General features: G+C 68.9%; 14 protein-coding genes. 1 reads left to right on the top strand and 13 read right to left on the bottom strand.

Features of this window, described 5'->3' with window-relative positions:
- Positions 1-11: 11 nt before the first annotated feature.
- The 11 genes from J8I82_RS07625 to J8I82_RS07575 form a co-directional block, all read right to left on the bottom strand.
- Positions 12-785: an AraC family transcriptional regulator gene (locus J8I82_RS07625; RefSeq protein ID WP_209755938.1), complete on the bottom strand. Its 774-nt coding sequence runs from the start codon at positions 783-785 to the stop codon at positions 12-14.
- A 95-nt stretch (positions 786-880) separates the two neighbouring features.
- Entirely contained in the window at positions 881-1,642 is a 762-nt protein-coding gene (gene cobA, locus J8I82_RS07620; protein WP_209755936.1) for a uroporphyrinogen-III C-methyltransferase, read from the bottom strand.
- Between the two features lie 33 nt (positions 1,643-1,675).
- Positions 1,676-3,175 carry a nitrite reductase gene (locus J8I82_RS07615; protein ID WP_209755934.1) on the bottom strand — a complete coding sequence of 500 codons (1,500 nt, stop codon included), beginning with the start codon at positions 3,173-3,175 and terminating at the stop codon, positions 1,676-1,678.
- The gene (gene nirJ, locus J8I82_RS07610; RefSeq protein WP_209755932.1) at positions 3,172-4,335 is read right to left on the bottom strand and encodes a heme d1 biosynthesis radical SAM protein NirJ; all 1,164 of its coding nucleotides are present in this window, start codon (positions 4,333-4,335) and stop codon (positions 3,172-3,174) included. Before nirJ ends, J8I82_RS07615 begins: the two co-directional genes overlap by 4 nt.
- Positions 4,335-4,850, bottom strand: a complete 516-nt coding sequence (ahbB, locus tag J8I82_RS07605; protein WP_209756199.1) for a siroheme decarboxylase subunit beta — start codon at positions 4,848-4,850, stop codon at positions 4,335-4,337. Before ahbB (J8I82_RS07605) ends, nirJ begins: the two co-directional genes overlap by 1 nt.
- 10 nt (positions 4,851-4,860) lie before the next feature.
- Positions 4,861-5,352, bottom strand: a complete 492-nt coding sequence (locus tag J8I82_RS07600) for an Lrp/AsnC family transcriptional regulator (protein WP_209756196.1) — start codon at positions 5,350-5,352, stop codon at positions 4,861-4,863.
- 2 nt (positions 5,353-5,354) lie between these two features.
- Positions 5,355-6,341, bottom strand: coding sequence for a siroheme decarboxylase subunit beta (gene ahbB / locus J8I82_RS07595; RefSeq protein WP_209755930.1), 987 nt, complete (start codon positions 6,339-6,341; stop codon positions 5,355-5,357).
- Positions 6,342-6,350: 9 nt separating this feature from the next.
- Positions 6,351-7,592: a cytochrome D1 domain-containing protein gene (locus J8I82_RS07590; RefSeq protein ID WP_280906214.1), complete on the bottom strand. Its 1,242-nt coding sequence runs from the start codon at positions 7,590-7,592 to the stop codon at positions 6,351-6,353.
- On the bottom strand, positions 7,520-7,918 hold the full coding sequence (locus J8I82_RS07585) for a c-type cytochrome (protein WP_209755928.1): 399 nt from the start codon (positions 7,916-7,918) through the stop codon (positions 7,520-7,522). The genes J8I82_RS07590 and J8I82_RS07585 overlap by 73 nt, the downstream gene beginning before the upstream one ends.
- Positions 7,900-8,241: a c-type cytochrome gene (locus tag J8I82_RS07580; protein WP_209755926.1), complete on the bottom strand. Its 342-nt coding sequence runs from the start codon at positions 8,239-8,241 to the stop codon at positions 7,900-7,902. The genes J8I82_RS07585 and J8I82_RS07580 overlap by 19 nt, the downstream gene beginning before the upstream one ends.
- Before the next feature lie 68 nt (positions 8,242-8,309).
- Complete coding sequence (locus J8I82_RS07575) at positions 8,310-9,995, bottom strand: nitrite reductase (protein WP_209755924.1); 1,686 nt, start codon at positions 9,993-9,995, stop codon at positions 8,310-8,312.
- Here J8I82_RS07575 and J8I82_RS07570 point away from each other — a divergent pair.
- Positions 9,994-10,257 (top strand): hypothetical protein, encoded by a 264-nt coding sequence (locus tag J8I82_RS07570; RefSeq protein ID WP_209755922.1) that lies wholly within the window; start codon positions 9,994-9,996, stop codon positions 10,255-10,257. The genes J8I82_RS07575 and J8I82_RS07570 overlap by 2 nt on opposite strands.
- 16 nt (positions 10,258-10,273) lie before the next feature.
- Here J8I82_RS07570 and J8I82_RS07565 read toward each other — a convergent pair whose 3' ends face one another.
- Both J8I82_RS07565 and J8I82_RS07560 read right to left on the bottom strand, forming a co-directional pair.
- A complete protein-coding gene (locus J8I82_RS07565; protein ID WP_209755919.1) occupies positions 10,274-10,699 on the bottom strand; it encodes a universal stress protein in 426 nt (141 codons plus the stop codon).
- Between the two features lie 10 nt (positions 10,700-10,709).
- Positions 10,710-11,726, bottom strand: coding sequence for a TerC family protein (locus tag J8I82_RS07560; RefSeq protein ID WP_209755917.1), 1,017 nt, complete (start codon positions 11,724-11,726; stop codon positions 10,710-10,712).
- Positions 11,727-11,772: the final 46 nt, after the last annotated feature.

Below are 11,772 nucleotides of genomic sequence, written 5' to 3'. Positions count from 1 at the left end.
GGGCAGTGCGCTCAGCCCGCAGGCGGCACCTCGCGCAGCAGGCGCGCAAGATGGCCGCTGCTGGCAAAGCCAAGACGCTCGCTGACGCGGGCCAGCGGCAGCCCTGCAGCCAGCAGCCCGCGCGCATGCGCGGCGAGCACCCGCCGGCGGACAGCGACCGGACTGGCGCCGAATTCGAGCTGGCAGGCGCGCTGCAGCTGCCGCGCCGAGACGCCCAGGGTACAGGCCGCGGCATCGATCGACGGGAGCGCTTGATCGCGCTCTAGCGCCGCGCTGAAGCATCGGACCAGCCTGAGCGCGAGCGAGGCCGGCTCCTGCGGCAGCGCCAGCAGCGGGCTGGCCATGATCTGGCCGACGATGGCGCGCACCAGCAGGTCCGCGCTGGCCGGCGCAAGCCCGGGTGTCAGCAGCGCTTCGAGCATCGTCAGCGCAGCGCCATCGAGCCGCAGCGCGCCGTAGGGCGCTGCGCCGCGCAGCCTGTCAGGAGGCAGGTAGAGTTCGCCGTGATGCTGGCGACCGGCTTCGGCCGCGGTGAAATGGCGCGTCGATGCCGGCAGCAGGACCGCGCCGCCGCGTACCAGCGTGGTCGCGACCGGGCCGGGCTGCTGCGCGTCGGGCTGGTTTTCCCATACGCTGCGCAGCCGGCCGGCGCGCGTCCACAGCAGCATGCTGCAGTCGTGCGTATGCCATTCGCGCCGGAAGCCCGCGTGGCGGCTTTCATGCAAGGCAAAGCCTCGCCCGGCGGTCAGGTGCAGCTTGGGGGAGTGATGTGTCAGGGCAGCCACTTTCGGCAATGGCGGGCGCTTGCGTGTGATTTAGGCGGGCGTGCCGAGGATGGTGCCATATCCCGGGCGGGACGGGGGAGTCCCGCCAGCAAGCGCTAAGGCGCGGCGGACGACAAGGCCATCGCCGGTGGCATCGCCTCTGCGACCACGCCGCCCACCAGCACCACCGCCGGGCTGGCCATCCCGGCGGACAACGCTTCGGCAAGCGTTTGCACCGTGCCGGCCCAGCAGCGTTCTTCCGCCCCGCCGGCATGCATCACCACCGCCGCCGGCATGTCGGCGCGCATGCCGGCCGCCAGCAGCCCGTCGCGGATCGCCGCGAGCCGGCTCATGCCCATGTAGATGACCAGCGTGGTGCCGCCGCGCACCAGCGCGTCCCAGTCGGGCGAGCCGTGTTCGCTGGTGTGCCCGGTGACGAAGGTTACGCCGTGGCAGTGGGCGCGGTGGGTCAGCGCGATGCCCAGGGCCTGTGCCGCCGCCACGCCGCTGCTGATGCCGTTGACCACTTCCACCGGCACCCCGTGCGCGCGCAGGAAGGCGGCCTCTTCGCCGCCGCGGCCGAACAGCAGCGGATCGCCGCCCTTGACGCGCGCCACGGTGCGGCCGGCCAGCGCATGCTGCAGCGTCAGCTGCTGGATGCGCGCCTGGGTGACCGAACAGCGGCCGCCGCGCTTGCCGACCCACTCGACATGGGTGCCGGGCCGGGCATAGCAGGACATCTCCGGCGCGACCAGGTCATCGACCAGCCATACGTCGGCGCACGCCAGCGCGCGCATCGCGCGCACCGTGACCAGGTCGGGGCTGCCGGGGCCGACGCCGACCAGCCAGACCTTGCCGGGCTTGAGGGGGGAGTTCATGCGTAGGACTCCTGCGCGCGCAGCGGCATGGCGTCAATGACTGGTGCCGGCCGAACGCGTGGTCTTGTTGAACACGTTGTACTTGCCGATGGGCTTGTCCATCGGGATGCGCTTCACTTCCTGCAGCGTGGCGGCGTCATAGACTACGAGCGCGCCGTCGCGCTCCATCAGGCTGACCAGCGCATAGCGCCCGTCGCGTGTGAATTCGACATGCGCGGCAGTGCGGCCCGGGCTGGGCGTGACGCTGCCGGCGACCTGCAGGGCCTGCTTGTCGATCACCTGCAGGGTGTCGCGCCGCGGGCTCATCATGGCGTCGGCCCAGGCGTACCGGCTGTTCTCGTGGCTGCGCAGGAAGAAGCCGGGGCCGTTGGTCGGGATGGTGGCGACGGTGTGCCAGTCCTGCATGTCGATCACCGAGATACGGCCCTGCCCGAGGTCGGGCGACGCCATCACTTCATGGCCGTCCCGTTGCCACGTGATGCCGCTGCCGAGGTGTGGCATGCCGCCGAGCGCCAGCGAGGCCACCTTGCGACCCCGGCCGAGGTCGATCACCTGGCCGCCGCCGCTGCGCGATGCACCGAGAATATGGCGGTAAGGCTGGTCGAAGAAAAAGTCGTCGAGCACATCGTCCAGTACGATCGCACGCGGCGCCAGCGGCGCCAATGGTTTGCCCGCGGCATCCGCATACGGGATTTCCCAGACCTCGGCGATGTCCTTCAGCGCCGCGATAAAGCTGTGGCGCGGTGCGGCGTCGTAGACCGCCGATACCCGCGAAGCGTCGCCACTGCGGCCCCTGACGTCGATCACCCGCGCCAGCGACAGGTCGTCGGCGCGCAGCAGCACCAGCGTGCGCGGCAGCGTGTTTCCGGCCAGCACCCAGCGCCCGTCGTCGCTGACGGCAACGTTGCGCGTGTTGATGCCGACGCGGATTTCGGCGACATAGACCAGGTTCCAAAGGTCGTATTTGCTGACCCAGCCGTCTCGGCTTGCCATGTAGACATAGCGGCCATCGCGGCTGAACTTGGGACCGCCGTGCAAGGCGAAGCGCGTGGCAAAGCGATGGATCGGTGCCAGCCGGTCGCCGTCGAGCACGGTCATGTGATGGCTGCCTGCCTCCACCACCACGAACAGGTTCTGCGGATCGGCGCTGAACGCTGGACGTGCCGGCAGCGTGCCGGGTGCATGCATGACCACGTGGCTGGCACGGATCGCATCGGCGCTCCATTGCGGCGCGGCGGCGGGCGCCGTGCGCAGCCAGCGCGCCAGCGCCTGCAGTTCCGGCGCCGCCAGCGTGGCGCCGAAGGCCGGCATCTGCGTCGCGGCGCGGCCGTCGCGCAGCACGGTGTCGAGTTCGCTGGCGCGCAGCCGTTCCAGGCTTTCCGGCAGCAGCGCGGGGCCCATGCTGCCGAGTCGGTCGGCCCCGTGGCAGGCGGCGCAGTGCTGGCCATAGAGCGCGGCAGGATCGAGCGCGAACGCGGATTGCATCCAGCCAGCCAGCGCCACGGACAGGAGCCATCGGACGATGCGCATCATGCCGCCACCTGCGTGCCGGGCGCGGCGGCAATTTCGGCGTCGCTGAGGTAGCAGCCCGGATCCTCCGCCCATGCGTTGCCGGTCAGCGCAAGTGCGCGCACGCGGGTATTGCCGTTGCAGATGGCGCGGTGCGCGCAATCCGCGCAGCGCCCCTGCAGCGGGCGCGGGCGGCTTTTCAGGCCCGCCATCAGCGGATCGGCGCGGCTTGTCCAGATCTCGCCAAAGGGCCGCTCGCGCACGTTGCCCAGCGACACGTGCCACCACATCGTGTCGGGATGCACGTTGCCGAGGTTGTCGATATTGGCGACACCGACCCCGGTGGCATTGCCGCCCCACTGTTCCAGCCGCTGGCGCATATCAGCAACGCGGTGCGGGAAGCGCTGCGCGATCCAGTACAGCAGGTATACCCCGTCGGCATCGTTGTTGCCGGTGACGAAGTCGCCGGCATGGCCCGCGCGCGTGCGTTGCCAGACATGGTCGAACAGCCAGTCCAGCGCGGCGCGCGTGCGCGCATGCCGCGCGTCCTCGTCGCGATGGCTGCGCGCGCGGCCGGCGTAGTTGAAGTGGGACAGGTAAAACTTGTCGATGCCTTCGCGTTCGGCCAGCGCGACCAGATCGGGCAGCTGCGCGGCGTTGGCTTCGGTCAGCGTCATGCGCACACCGACGCGCAGGCCGGCGGCGCGCGCGACGCGCAGGCCCGCCAGCGCCTGCGCGAAGGCGCCGTCGCTGCGGCGAAAGCGGTCGTGCGTGGCAGGCAAACCGTCCAGGCTGACGCCGACATAGTCGAAACCCGCCGCGGTCAGCCGTGCGGCGTGGCCGGCATCGAGCAGCGTGCCGTTGGATGACAGCGACAGGTGGAAGCCGAGCGCGCGCGCATGGGTGGCAATGTCATACAAGTCCGGCCGCAGCAGCGGCTCGCCACCGGACAGGATCAACGCGGGCACGCGCGCGTCGCGCAATTGCCCGAGCACGCGAAGCGCCTCGCCGGTATCCAGCTCGCCCTTGAAATCGGTATCGGCCGAAGTGGCATAGCAATGCCGGCAGTTGAGATTGCAGCGGCGGATCAGGTTCCAGATCACGACCGGCCCGGCGGCCTTGCGGGCACGCGGCACCGGTCCTGCGTCGCGCAGGGCTTCCATGAAACGGGACAGGCGGAACATCAGCGTGGCTCCTGTGAAGCGGCGCCGTCCGGGGGGAGGCGCAGGCCGGTTTTCTTCAGGATGCGGGTGGACCACAGCACATCCTGCGCGCGGCAGGCGTCGCCCAGCAGCGCAGCGATGCGGGCGATCTGCGGCGCCGCGTCGGCGCGCGTATGCGCGTGGACCATCGCGAACAGGTTGTAGGGCCAGCGCGGCAAGCGGCGCGGGCGCAGGTAGCAGTGGCTCACGAAGGGCAGGGCACCCACGTGCTCGCCGAGCGCATCGACGCGGGCGTCGTCCACGTCCCACACCGTCATGCCATTGGCGCGCCAGCCCAGCCGGTAGTGGTTGGGTACCGCGCCGATGCGGCGCAGCGTGCCGCGCGCCTGCATGGCAGCCAGCCGGGCGATGACTTCGGCTTCATCGAGTGCCAGCGTGGCGGCGAGCGCGGCGAACGGTGCCGGTTCCAGCGGCAAGCCCGCCTGGGTGGCGCGGATCAGGGCGAGATCGATGGCATCGTGGGCGGTGGTGGGCATCATGCAAGCATCATGCGGGCAGAAAGAGGTTGACGAAGAACTCGCGTTCCTTGGGAAACGGCAGGATCTCGACGCCCGCCGCGGCAGCGATGCGCGCGAGCGCCGGGGCCGCGTCTTCGGCTCGCGCGACCGCCAGCACGAACCACAGGTTCAGGTGATGGGTGCGCTGGTAGTGGTGTGCGACCTCCGGGAAGGCATTGATCGCGCCGGCCACCGCATCGAGCCGCTGTGCCGGCGCGTGGCAGGCGCACAGCACGAAGCGGCCGCCCGCGCGCTCGATCTGGTAGAGCGGGCCGAAGCGTGTCAGCACACCGTGGTCGAGCAGCCGCCGCAGCCGCGCCAGCAAGTCATCCTCACCGATGCCGAGGGCAGCGGCAGCCACGGCATAAGGCCGCGGCACCAGCGGCAGGCCGCGCTGCAGCGCATTGATGATGCGGCGATCAGTGGCGTCAATGGTATCGATGGTGTCGGAAAGCGCTGCGCCGCTGGCATAGGCTGTCATGTTCATGCCGTCCCCTGCGTGGCATAGCGCGTGCCGCGCTGCTTGTAGCAGCGGGTGCCGACCAGCACCGCGCCGGGGGTCTGGTCCAGCCCCACGGTGGCGCGGATGTGGTCGAGTGCGGGCTGCAGGTCGTGCGCATCGCGCGCATGGACCATCGCGAACAGGTTGAAGGGCCAGGCCGGCAGGCGCCGCTCGCGCCGGTAGCACAGCGTCACGCGCGGCTGGCGTGCCAGGCGCAGTCCGATGGCGTCGACGCGGGCGTCCGGCACGTCCCATACGCACATGGCGTTGTGGCCGTAGCCGAAGCGGCCGTGGCGCAGCACCACGCCGAGCCGCCGGATCACGCCCTGCGCCGACCATTGCGCAATCCGCTCCAGCACCCGGGGCATCGGCAGCCGCGTGCGCAACGCCAGCTCATGGAACGGTCGCGGCGTCAGCGGCAGGCCCGCCTCCAGCGCCGCCACGAGGCGCCAGTCCTCCGCATCCAGCGAGACCGGCTGCACGGGGCTGGCGATCCGGCGGCGAACAGTCGCGCCGCGGCCGCTGGTACCGAGCGCAAAGCCCAGGTCGATGTGGTACTCGCGCGCCATCGGCAGGTCCAGCGGCACTTGCCCGGCCATGCCGGCAATGGCGGCCAGTGTGCCGTCCAGCGTGCCGCGCTCGCGCGCGCCCGCGACAAACCACAGGTTGTACGCGTGGCCGCTGCGCGCATAGTTGTGGCTGACCGGCGCGCAGCTGCTGACGCACGCGGCCACGCGATCGAGCTGCGCCGTCGGCACGCTCAGCGCGGCCAGCGTGCTGACGCCGATCACGTTGGGCGCGAACACGGCGCCGATGCGGCTGATCCGGCCAGCACCCAGGTCGCGCGCGAGCAGCGACAGCAGCGTGTGCTCGCACAGGTCCAGTCCTTCCGCGAGCGCCTGGTAGGGGCGGGGCTGCAGCGGAAAGCCATGCTGCAGCGTGTCGTACAGGGTGCTTTCGTCGAGCATGGCATCCCCTTACATGCCGAAGCGCTGCGCCCGCGCGGTGAAGAAGATGCCGCTGGGATTGTCGGCCGGCAGCGTGGCGATGCGCGCCAGGCTGGCGGTGTCATAGACCTCGACGCGGTTGTCGTCGCGGCAGGACAGCCACAGCGCCTCGCCCTTCGGGGTGAATTCCATATGCAGCACGCCGCGGCACGGGCGCAGCGTGCGGACCACCTCGCGCGTGGCGGTGTCGATGACCTGGACGGTGTCGTTGTGCGGGAAGGCGAAATTGACCCATACCTGTCGTCCGTCCGGACGTGCCATGACAAAGACCGGCTGGCCGGCCAGCGCCACGCGCGCGGTCTGCTGCCAGCCGTGCGCCGGATCGGCGACCAGCAGTTCATGGCGGCCGATGGCGGGCAGCCATGCCTGGCCCTGCGCCATCGCCCAGCCGCGCAGATGCGGCATCTTGTAAACCGGCAGCGGCTGGCTGCCGCGGCCGTAGCCGGAGAGGACGCGGCGTGCCTGCAGGGGCGCCTGCCACAGGTCCACCAGCGCCAGCCCGTCCTCGCCGAACAGGCCGGCCAGGTACCAGCGTCCGTCGGGTGTGACCAGGCCATCGTACGGCTCGCGCCCGGCCGGCACGCGCGTCACCTGCGGATCGCGCGGATCGGCGGCATCCACGATCCAGATCTCGCCGGATTCGAACAGGCTGGCGGCAAAGCGCCGGCCCGGCAGGTCGGCCAGGCCTACCACCTTGGCGCGGCGCCCGTCCTGGCCGATGGCCGGCAGGTCTGCCAGCGGCTCAAGCGTGCGGGCATCGAACAGCCGGATCCCGCCCGGCGCGTAGTTCTGCGCGGCCACCACGCGGCCATCCTGGGAGATCGCGCCGCCAATGCTGTTGCCGGCTTGCAGGATGCGGTGCGTGATGCGCGCGTCCAAAAGATCGACGCGCGTGAGCCCGCCATCGCGGCCGAACACGTAGGCGTAGCGCGCATCGCGCGAGAACACCACGCTGGCGTGCGACAGGTCGCCCAGTCCGTCGACCGTGGCCAGCTGCGTCATGCCGGTGGTTTCCACGATCTGTAGCCGCCCGGCGGCACGTTCCACCACCACGCCGAGATCGCCGGTGCCGCGCACCGCGCCGGCACAGCCGGCCAACAGCGCGGCGGCACAGGCGAGCGCGGCGGCGAGGCCGCGCATCAGCGTGCCGGCGGCGCGGTGGCTGGCATGACGGGCGGCGGGTCGCCGGCCCGGAGTCGTTCGATCAGCCATAGGGCTTCATCCTGCGTCATGAAGGGTTGCCAGGGCGGCATGGCGGTGCCGGGCCGCCCGTACAGCACGGTGGCGACGAGGCTCTCCGGCGGCTTGTCCGCCAGCGCCTCGCGCGTCAGCGGCGGACCCAGGCCGCCGCGCAGCGTCATCCCGTGGCAGGCGCCGCAGTCGTCGCGCAGCCAGTGCGCCAGTTGCGCCTGCCGCGCGAGCGTGGGCGTGGGCGTGGGCTGCGCGGGCGCCATTGCCGGCACGGCCAGCAGCGCCGCGGCCAGCACCGTTACCGTGGCGTCATGCCACGCCCGTGTCATCAGAGCGACAGGATCCATTTGGCCAGCGTATTGGCCTCGGCCTCGCTGACCGCGTTGGCCGGCATCGGCATTGCGCCCCACTGGCCATTGCTGCCCTTCATGATCGACTGGACCATATGCGGCAGCCCGTCTTTCTTGCCGGCGTATTTGGCCTTGACGTCCTTGAAGGCCGGCCCGATCAGCTTCTTGTCGACGCCGTGGCAGGACAGGCAGGCCTTGCTGGAGGCAAGCTGCTGGTTCGCATGGGCCACGCCGGGGATGGCGGCACCGAACGACAGAACACAGCCGGCGGCTGCGAGCAGCGCGGGCAGGCGGGCAGGCAGGTGGATGGGGAGCTTCATCGTGATTTCTCCGTTGGGGGGAATGGAACCGGGCACCGCACCGGGACAGCGGTGCGGTGCCGCGGGATTTAATAAACGTCGTGTTGCGTGTTGTAGGCGTTGAACTTGCCGGTTGGCGTGATCAGGCGCTTGTCCTTGATCACCGTCTTGAGCGTGCGGGTCTTGTCATCGACCACCACCAGCGCGGACTCGCCGTCCTTGGTGCCCCAGACCGAGAACCACACCTCGTCGCCGGCCTTGTTGTACTCGGCCTGCACCACGCGTTTGGCGCCTGCGCCCTTCAGGCCGGCCCAATCGGCGATCGGCAGCACCTTGAAGCCGTCTTCCAGGTTGCGCGTATCGAACACCGCCACCGACTGGTTCAGCTTGGCATCGGGATTCAGCGGTGTATCGACCCACAGGTTCGAGGACTTGGGATGCGTCTTGATGAACAGCGAGCCGCCGCCCTGGCCCTTGAGCGTCTGCACCACCTTCCAGGCCTGCGCCGGATGACCGGCGGGATCCGTGCCGATCAGGCTGATGGTCTCGTCGCCCAGGTGGCTGGTGGCCCAGACCGGACCAAACTTCGGATGCGTGAAGTTGGCGCCGCGGCCCGGGTGCGGGGTCTTGCCCACCTCGATCAGTGCGGCAAGCTTGTCTTCCTTGGTGTCGACCACGGCGATCTTGTCCGACGCATTGGCCGCGACCAGGAAGTAGCGCCCTGTGGAATCGAAGCCGCCGTCGTGCAGGAACTTGGCCGAATCGATGGTGGTGGTCTTCAGGTTGGACAGGTCCGAGTAGTTGACCATCAGGATCTTGCCGGTCTCCTTGGCGTTGATCACGAACTCGGGGTGATAGTGGCTGGCGACGATCGAGGCGACGCGCGGCTCGGGGTGGTACTCGTTGTCGACGGTCATGCCGCGCGTGGACACCACCTTCAGCGGCTTGAGCGTATCGCCTTCCATGATCACGTACTGCGGCGGCCAGTACGAGCCCGCCACCGCGTACTTGTCCTCATAGCCCTTGTACTTGGAGGTTTCGACCGAGCGCGCCTCCATGCCGATCTTGACCTCGGCGACGATGTCCGGCCTGGGCAGCCACAGGTCGATCAGGTCCAGCCGCGCATCGCGCCCGATCACGTACAGGTAGCGGCCCGACGCCGACATGCGCGAGATATGCACCGCATAGCCGGTCTTGACGATGTTGATGATCTGCTTGCTGTCGCCGTCAATCAGCGCGACCTCGCCGGCGTCGCGCAACGTGACCGAGAAGAGGTTGTCCAGGTTGTACTGGTTCATCTTCTTTGTCGGCCGTTGCGCGACGGGCAGGATGTCCTTGCGGCTTTTCTCGATGTCGGCCAGTGAAAACTCCGGCGGCGTCGGCGGATCGAGCTGGATGTAGCGGGCCATCAGGTCGACTTCCTGGTCGGAGAGATCGCCGGAAGTGCCCCAGTTCGGCATGCCGGCCGGGCTGCCGTACTTGATGAAGGTCTTCAGGTATTCGGAGCCGCGCGCGCGGGTGATGTCAGGCGTCAGCGGCTTGCCGGTCGCGCCCTTGCGCAGCACGCCGTGGCAGCCGGCACAGCGCTCGAAGTAGATCTGCCTGGCGTGGTCGAACTCGGACGCGGTGAGCGTGGGAACTGCCGCCTTCTGTTCAGCCTTTGCTTCAGGCTTTGGTGCGCCCCTGGCGGTGTTGGTGGCTGCCTGGGGAAGACCCAGCCAGAGCGAGAGCGGCAATGCCGCGAATGCGGGGTAAAGCCATTTTCTTGCTTTCATGGTGCCGTGGTTCAGCGGGTTGTGGAAAGCTGTTGTCGCGGTGCTGTGGGGCGCGAACTGGCACCAGGCGCTTGCAGTGATGATGCGGACACACTGCGAGAAGGGGATTGACTGGCATCAAACCGTGCTGGATGTCACGCAACGGATTTTTTTTGAGAAGACGCGCTTGCGCGCCGCGCAGGCGCGCGCGTTCCCCGGGGCGGCGCCATCGCGTGGAAACGCGCGCCGCCCTCACGTCCTCATGAAAAAGGGCCTTGCGTAGGGGGGACGACGCGCCGCTAATCCTTGATCAGCAGCACGGGACAGTGCGCATGCGCGAGGACCCGCCTTGCCACCGACCCGACGATGGCATCGAGGAAGCCGCCGCGGCCATGCGAGCCCATCACGATCAGGCTGGCACCGATCTGGCTCGCGTACTCGACGATGCGGGCCGGCGCGAAGCCGGTGAAGCCATGGCGCTCGAACGGGATCCCGGCTTCGCCGAGGATGGTGGCCACCGAGCCCATCGCCTTCTCGTTCTGTTCGCGATGCCAGTCGTCGAGCGTGCCGCGATCGATGAAAGACTTGATATCGCCGGGCACATCGGGTTCGCAATGCACCACGTGCACGACGAAGTCGCGGGTCAGCAACGGGCTTTGCGCCAGGTAGCGCGCGGCCGCATCGCTATAGGACGACCCGTCGGTTGCCAGCAGGATCTTGTTCATGGTTTGCTCCTCATGTGCGCCGGTTACCGGCCTCGCGTTCGCGCGGTGCGCCGCTGCGGCCCGGCTGATCGCCCGCTGCGGTGGCTCGCCTGGTCCTGGCCTGGCTGAGCAGGACGGAGACGAACAGCGTCATGGCGACCGCGCCCAGCGACCAATGCACCGGTACGTGGAACCACGGCTCGACCAGCATCTTGGCGCCGATAAAGGCGAGCACGATGGCGAGGCCGTACTTCAGGTACTGGAAATGCGCCGCCAGGTTGGCGAGCAGGAAATACAGGGCCCGCAGCCCCATGATCGCGAAGATGTTCGAAGTGAAGACGATGAACGGATCGGTGGTCACGGCGAAGATCGCCGGGATGCTGTCGACCGCGAATACCAGGTCGGTGGCCTCGACCATCAGCACCACCACGAACATCGGGGTGGCATGACGCAGGCCGTCGATGCGCACGAAGAAGCGTTCGCCGTGATACTCCGAGGTGATCCGCATGTGCGCACACAGGAAGCGCACGATGGGATTGCGCGAGAGGTCGGGCGCGTGCCTGGACATGAACAGCATCTTGATGCCGGTGATGACGAGAAACACGCCGAACACGTAGAGAATCCAGGCGAACTGGCTGATCAGCCATACGCCCACCAGGATCATGGCGGCGCGCATCAGGATCGCGCCGAGCACCCCGAGCAGCAGCACCCGGCGCTGCAGTTCCGGCGGCACGGCAAAATAGCTGAAGATCATCGCGAACACGAACATGTTGTCGACCGACAGCGACAGCTCGATCAGGTAGCCGGTGTAGAACTCCAGCACCTTGCGATAGGCGGCGTCGTGGCCGGCGTCTTCGGCCACCACCCACCAGAGCGCGAGGCCGAACAGCGCGGCGAGAGTCATCCAGGTCAGGGTCCATCCCAGCGCCTCGCGCGAGGAGACCCGGTGTGCATGCCGCCCGCCAAGGACGAAGATGTCCACGAGCAGCGTGCCCAGCACCAGGACGAAAAATCCGGCCCACATCGGGGCGGTGGCAAAGGTCTCCATTGCCTTAAGGTATGACGGCCGGCGGCTGGCGCCAGGTCCGGCCTGC

Source organism: Cupriavidus consociatus (assembly GCF_017814975.1).
Classification (GTDB): Bacteria; Pseudomonadota; Gammaproteobacteria; order Burkholderiales; family Burkholderiaceae; genus Cupriavidus; species Cupriavidus consociatus.
Note: the sequence above shows the minus strand (reverse complement) of the source record. Positions and strands in the feature narration are given on the sequence as shown.

Coding starts and splice junctions, on each gene's coding strand:
- J8I82_RS07565 (WP_209755919.1), bottom strand. CDS start 10,699: ATGAACAAGATCCTGCTGGCAACCGACGGGTCGTCCTATAGCGATGCG.
- J8I82_RS07585 (WP_209755928.1), bottom strand. CDS start 7,918: ATGGATCCTGTCGCTCTGATGACACGGGCGTGGCATGACGCCACGGTA.
- nirJ (WP_209755932.1), bottom strand. CDS start 4,335: ATGTTCCGCCTGTCCCGTTTCATGGAAGCCCTGCGCGACGCAGGACCG.
- J8I82_RS07570 (WP_209755922.1), top strand. CDS start 9,994: ATGGTGCCGTGGTTCAGCGGGTTGTGGAAAGCTGTTGTCGCGGTGCTG.
- J8I82_RS07560 (WP_209755917.1), bottom strand. CDS start 11,726: ATGGAGACCTTTGCCACCGCCCCGATGTGGGCCGGATTTTTCGTCCTG.
- J8I82_RS07600 (WP_209756196.1), bottom strand. CDS start 5,352: ATGACAGCCTATGCCAGCGGCGCAGCGCTTTCCGACACCATCGATACC.
- ahbB (WP_209755930.1), bottom strand. CDS start 6,341: ATGCTCGACGAAAGCACCCTGTACGACACGCTGCAGCATGGCTTTCCG.
- J8I82_RS07575 (WP_209755924.1), bottom strand. CDS start 9,995: ATGAAAGCAAGAAAATGGCTTTACCCCGCATTCGCGGCATTGCCGCTC.
- J8I82_RS07590 (WP_280906214.1), bottom strand. CDS start 7,592: ATGGCTGATCGAACGACTCCGGGCCGGCGACCCGCCGCCCGTCATGCC.
- ahbB (WP_209756199.1), bottom strand. CDS start 4,850: ATGCCCACCACCGCCCACGATGCCATCGATCTCGCCCTGATCCGCGCC.
- J8I82_RS07580 (WP_209755926.1), bottom strand. CDS start 8,241: ATGAAGCTCCCCATCCACCTGCCTGCCCGCCTGCCCGCGCTGCTCGCA.
- J8I82_RS07615 (WP_209755934.1), bottom strand. CDS start 3,175: ATGATGCGCATCGTCCGATGGCTCCTGTCCGTGGCGCTGGCTGGCTGG.
- cobA (WP_209755936.1), bottom strand. CDS start 1,642: ATGAACTCCCCCCTCAAGCCCGGCAAGGTCTGGCTGGTCGGCGTCGGC.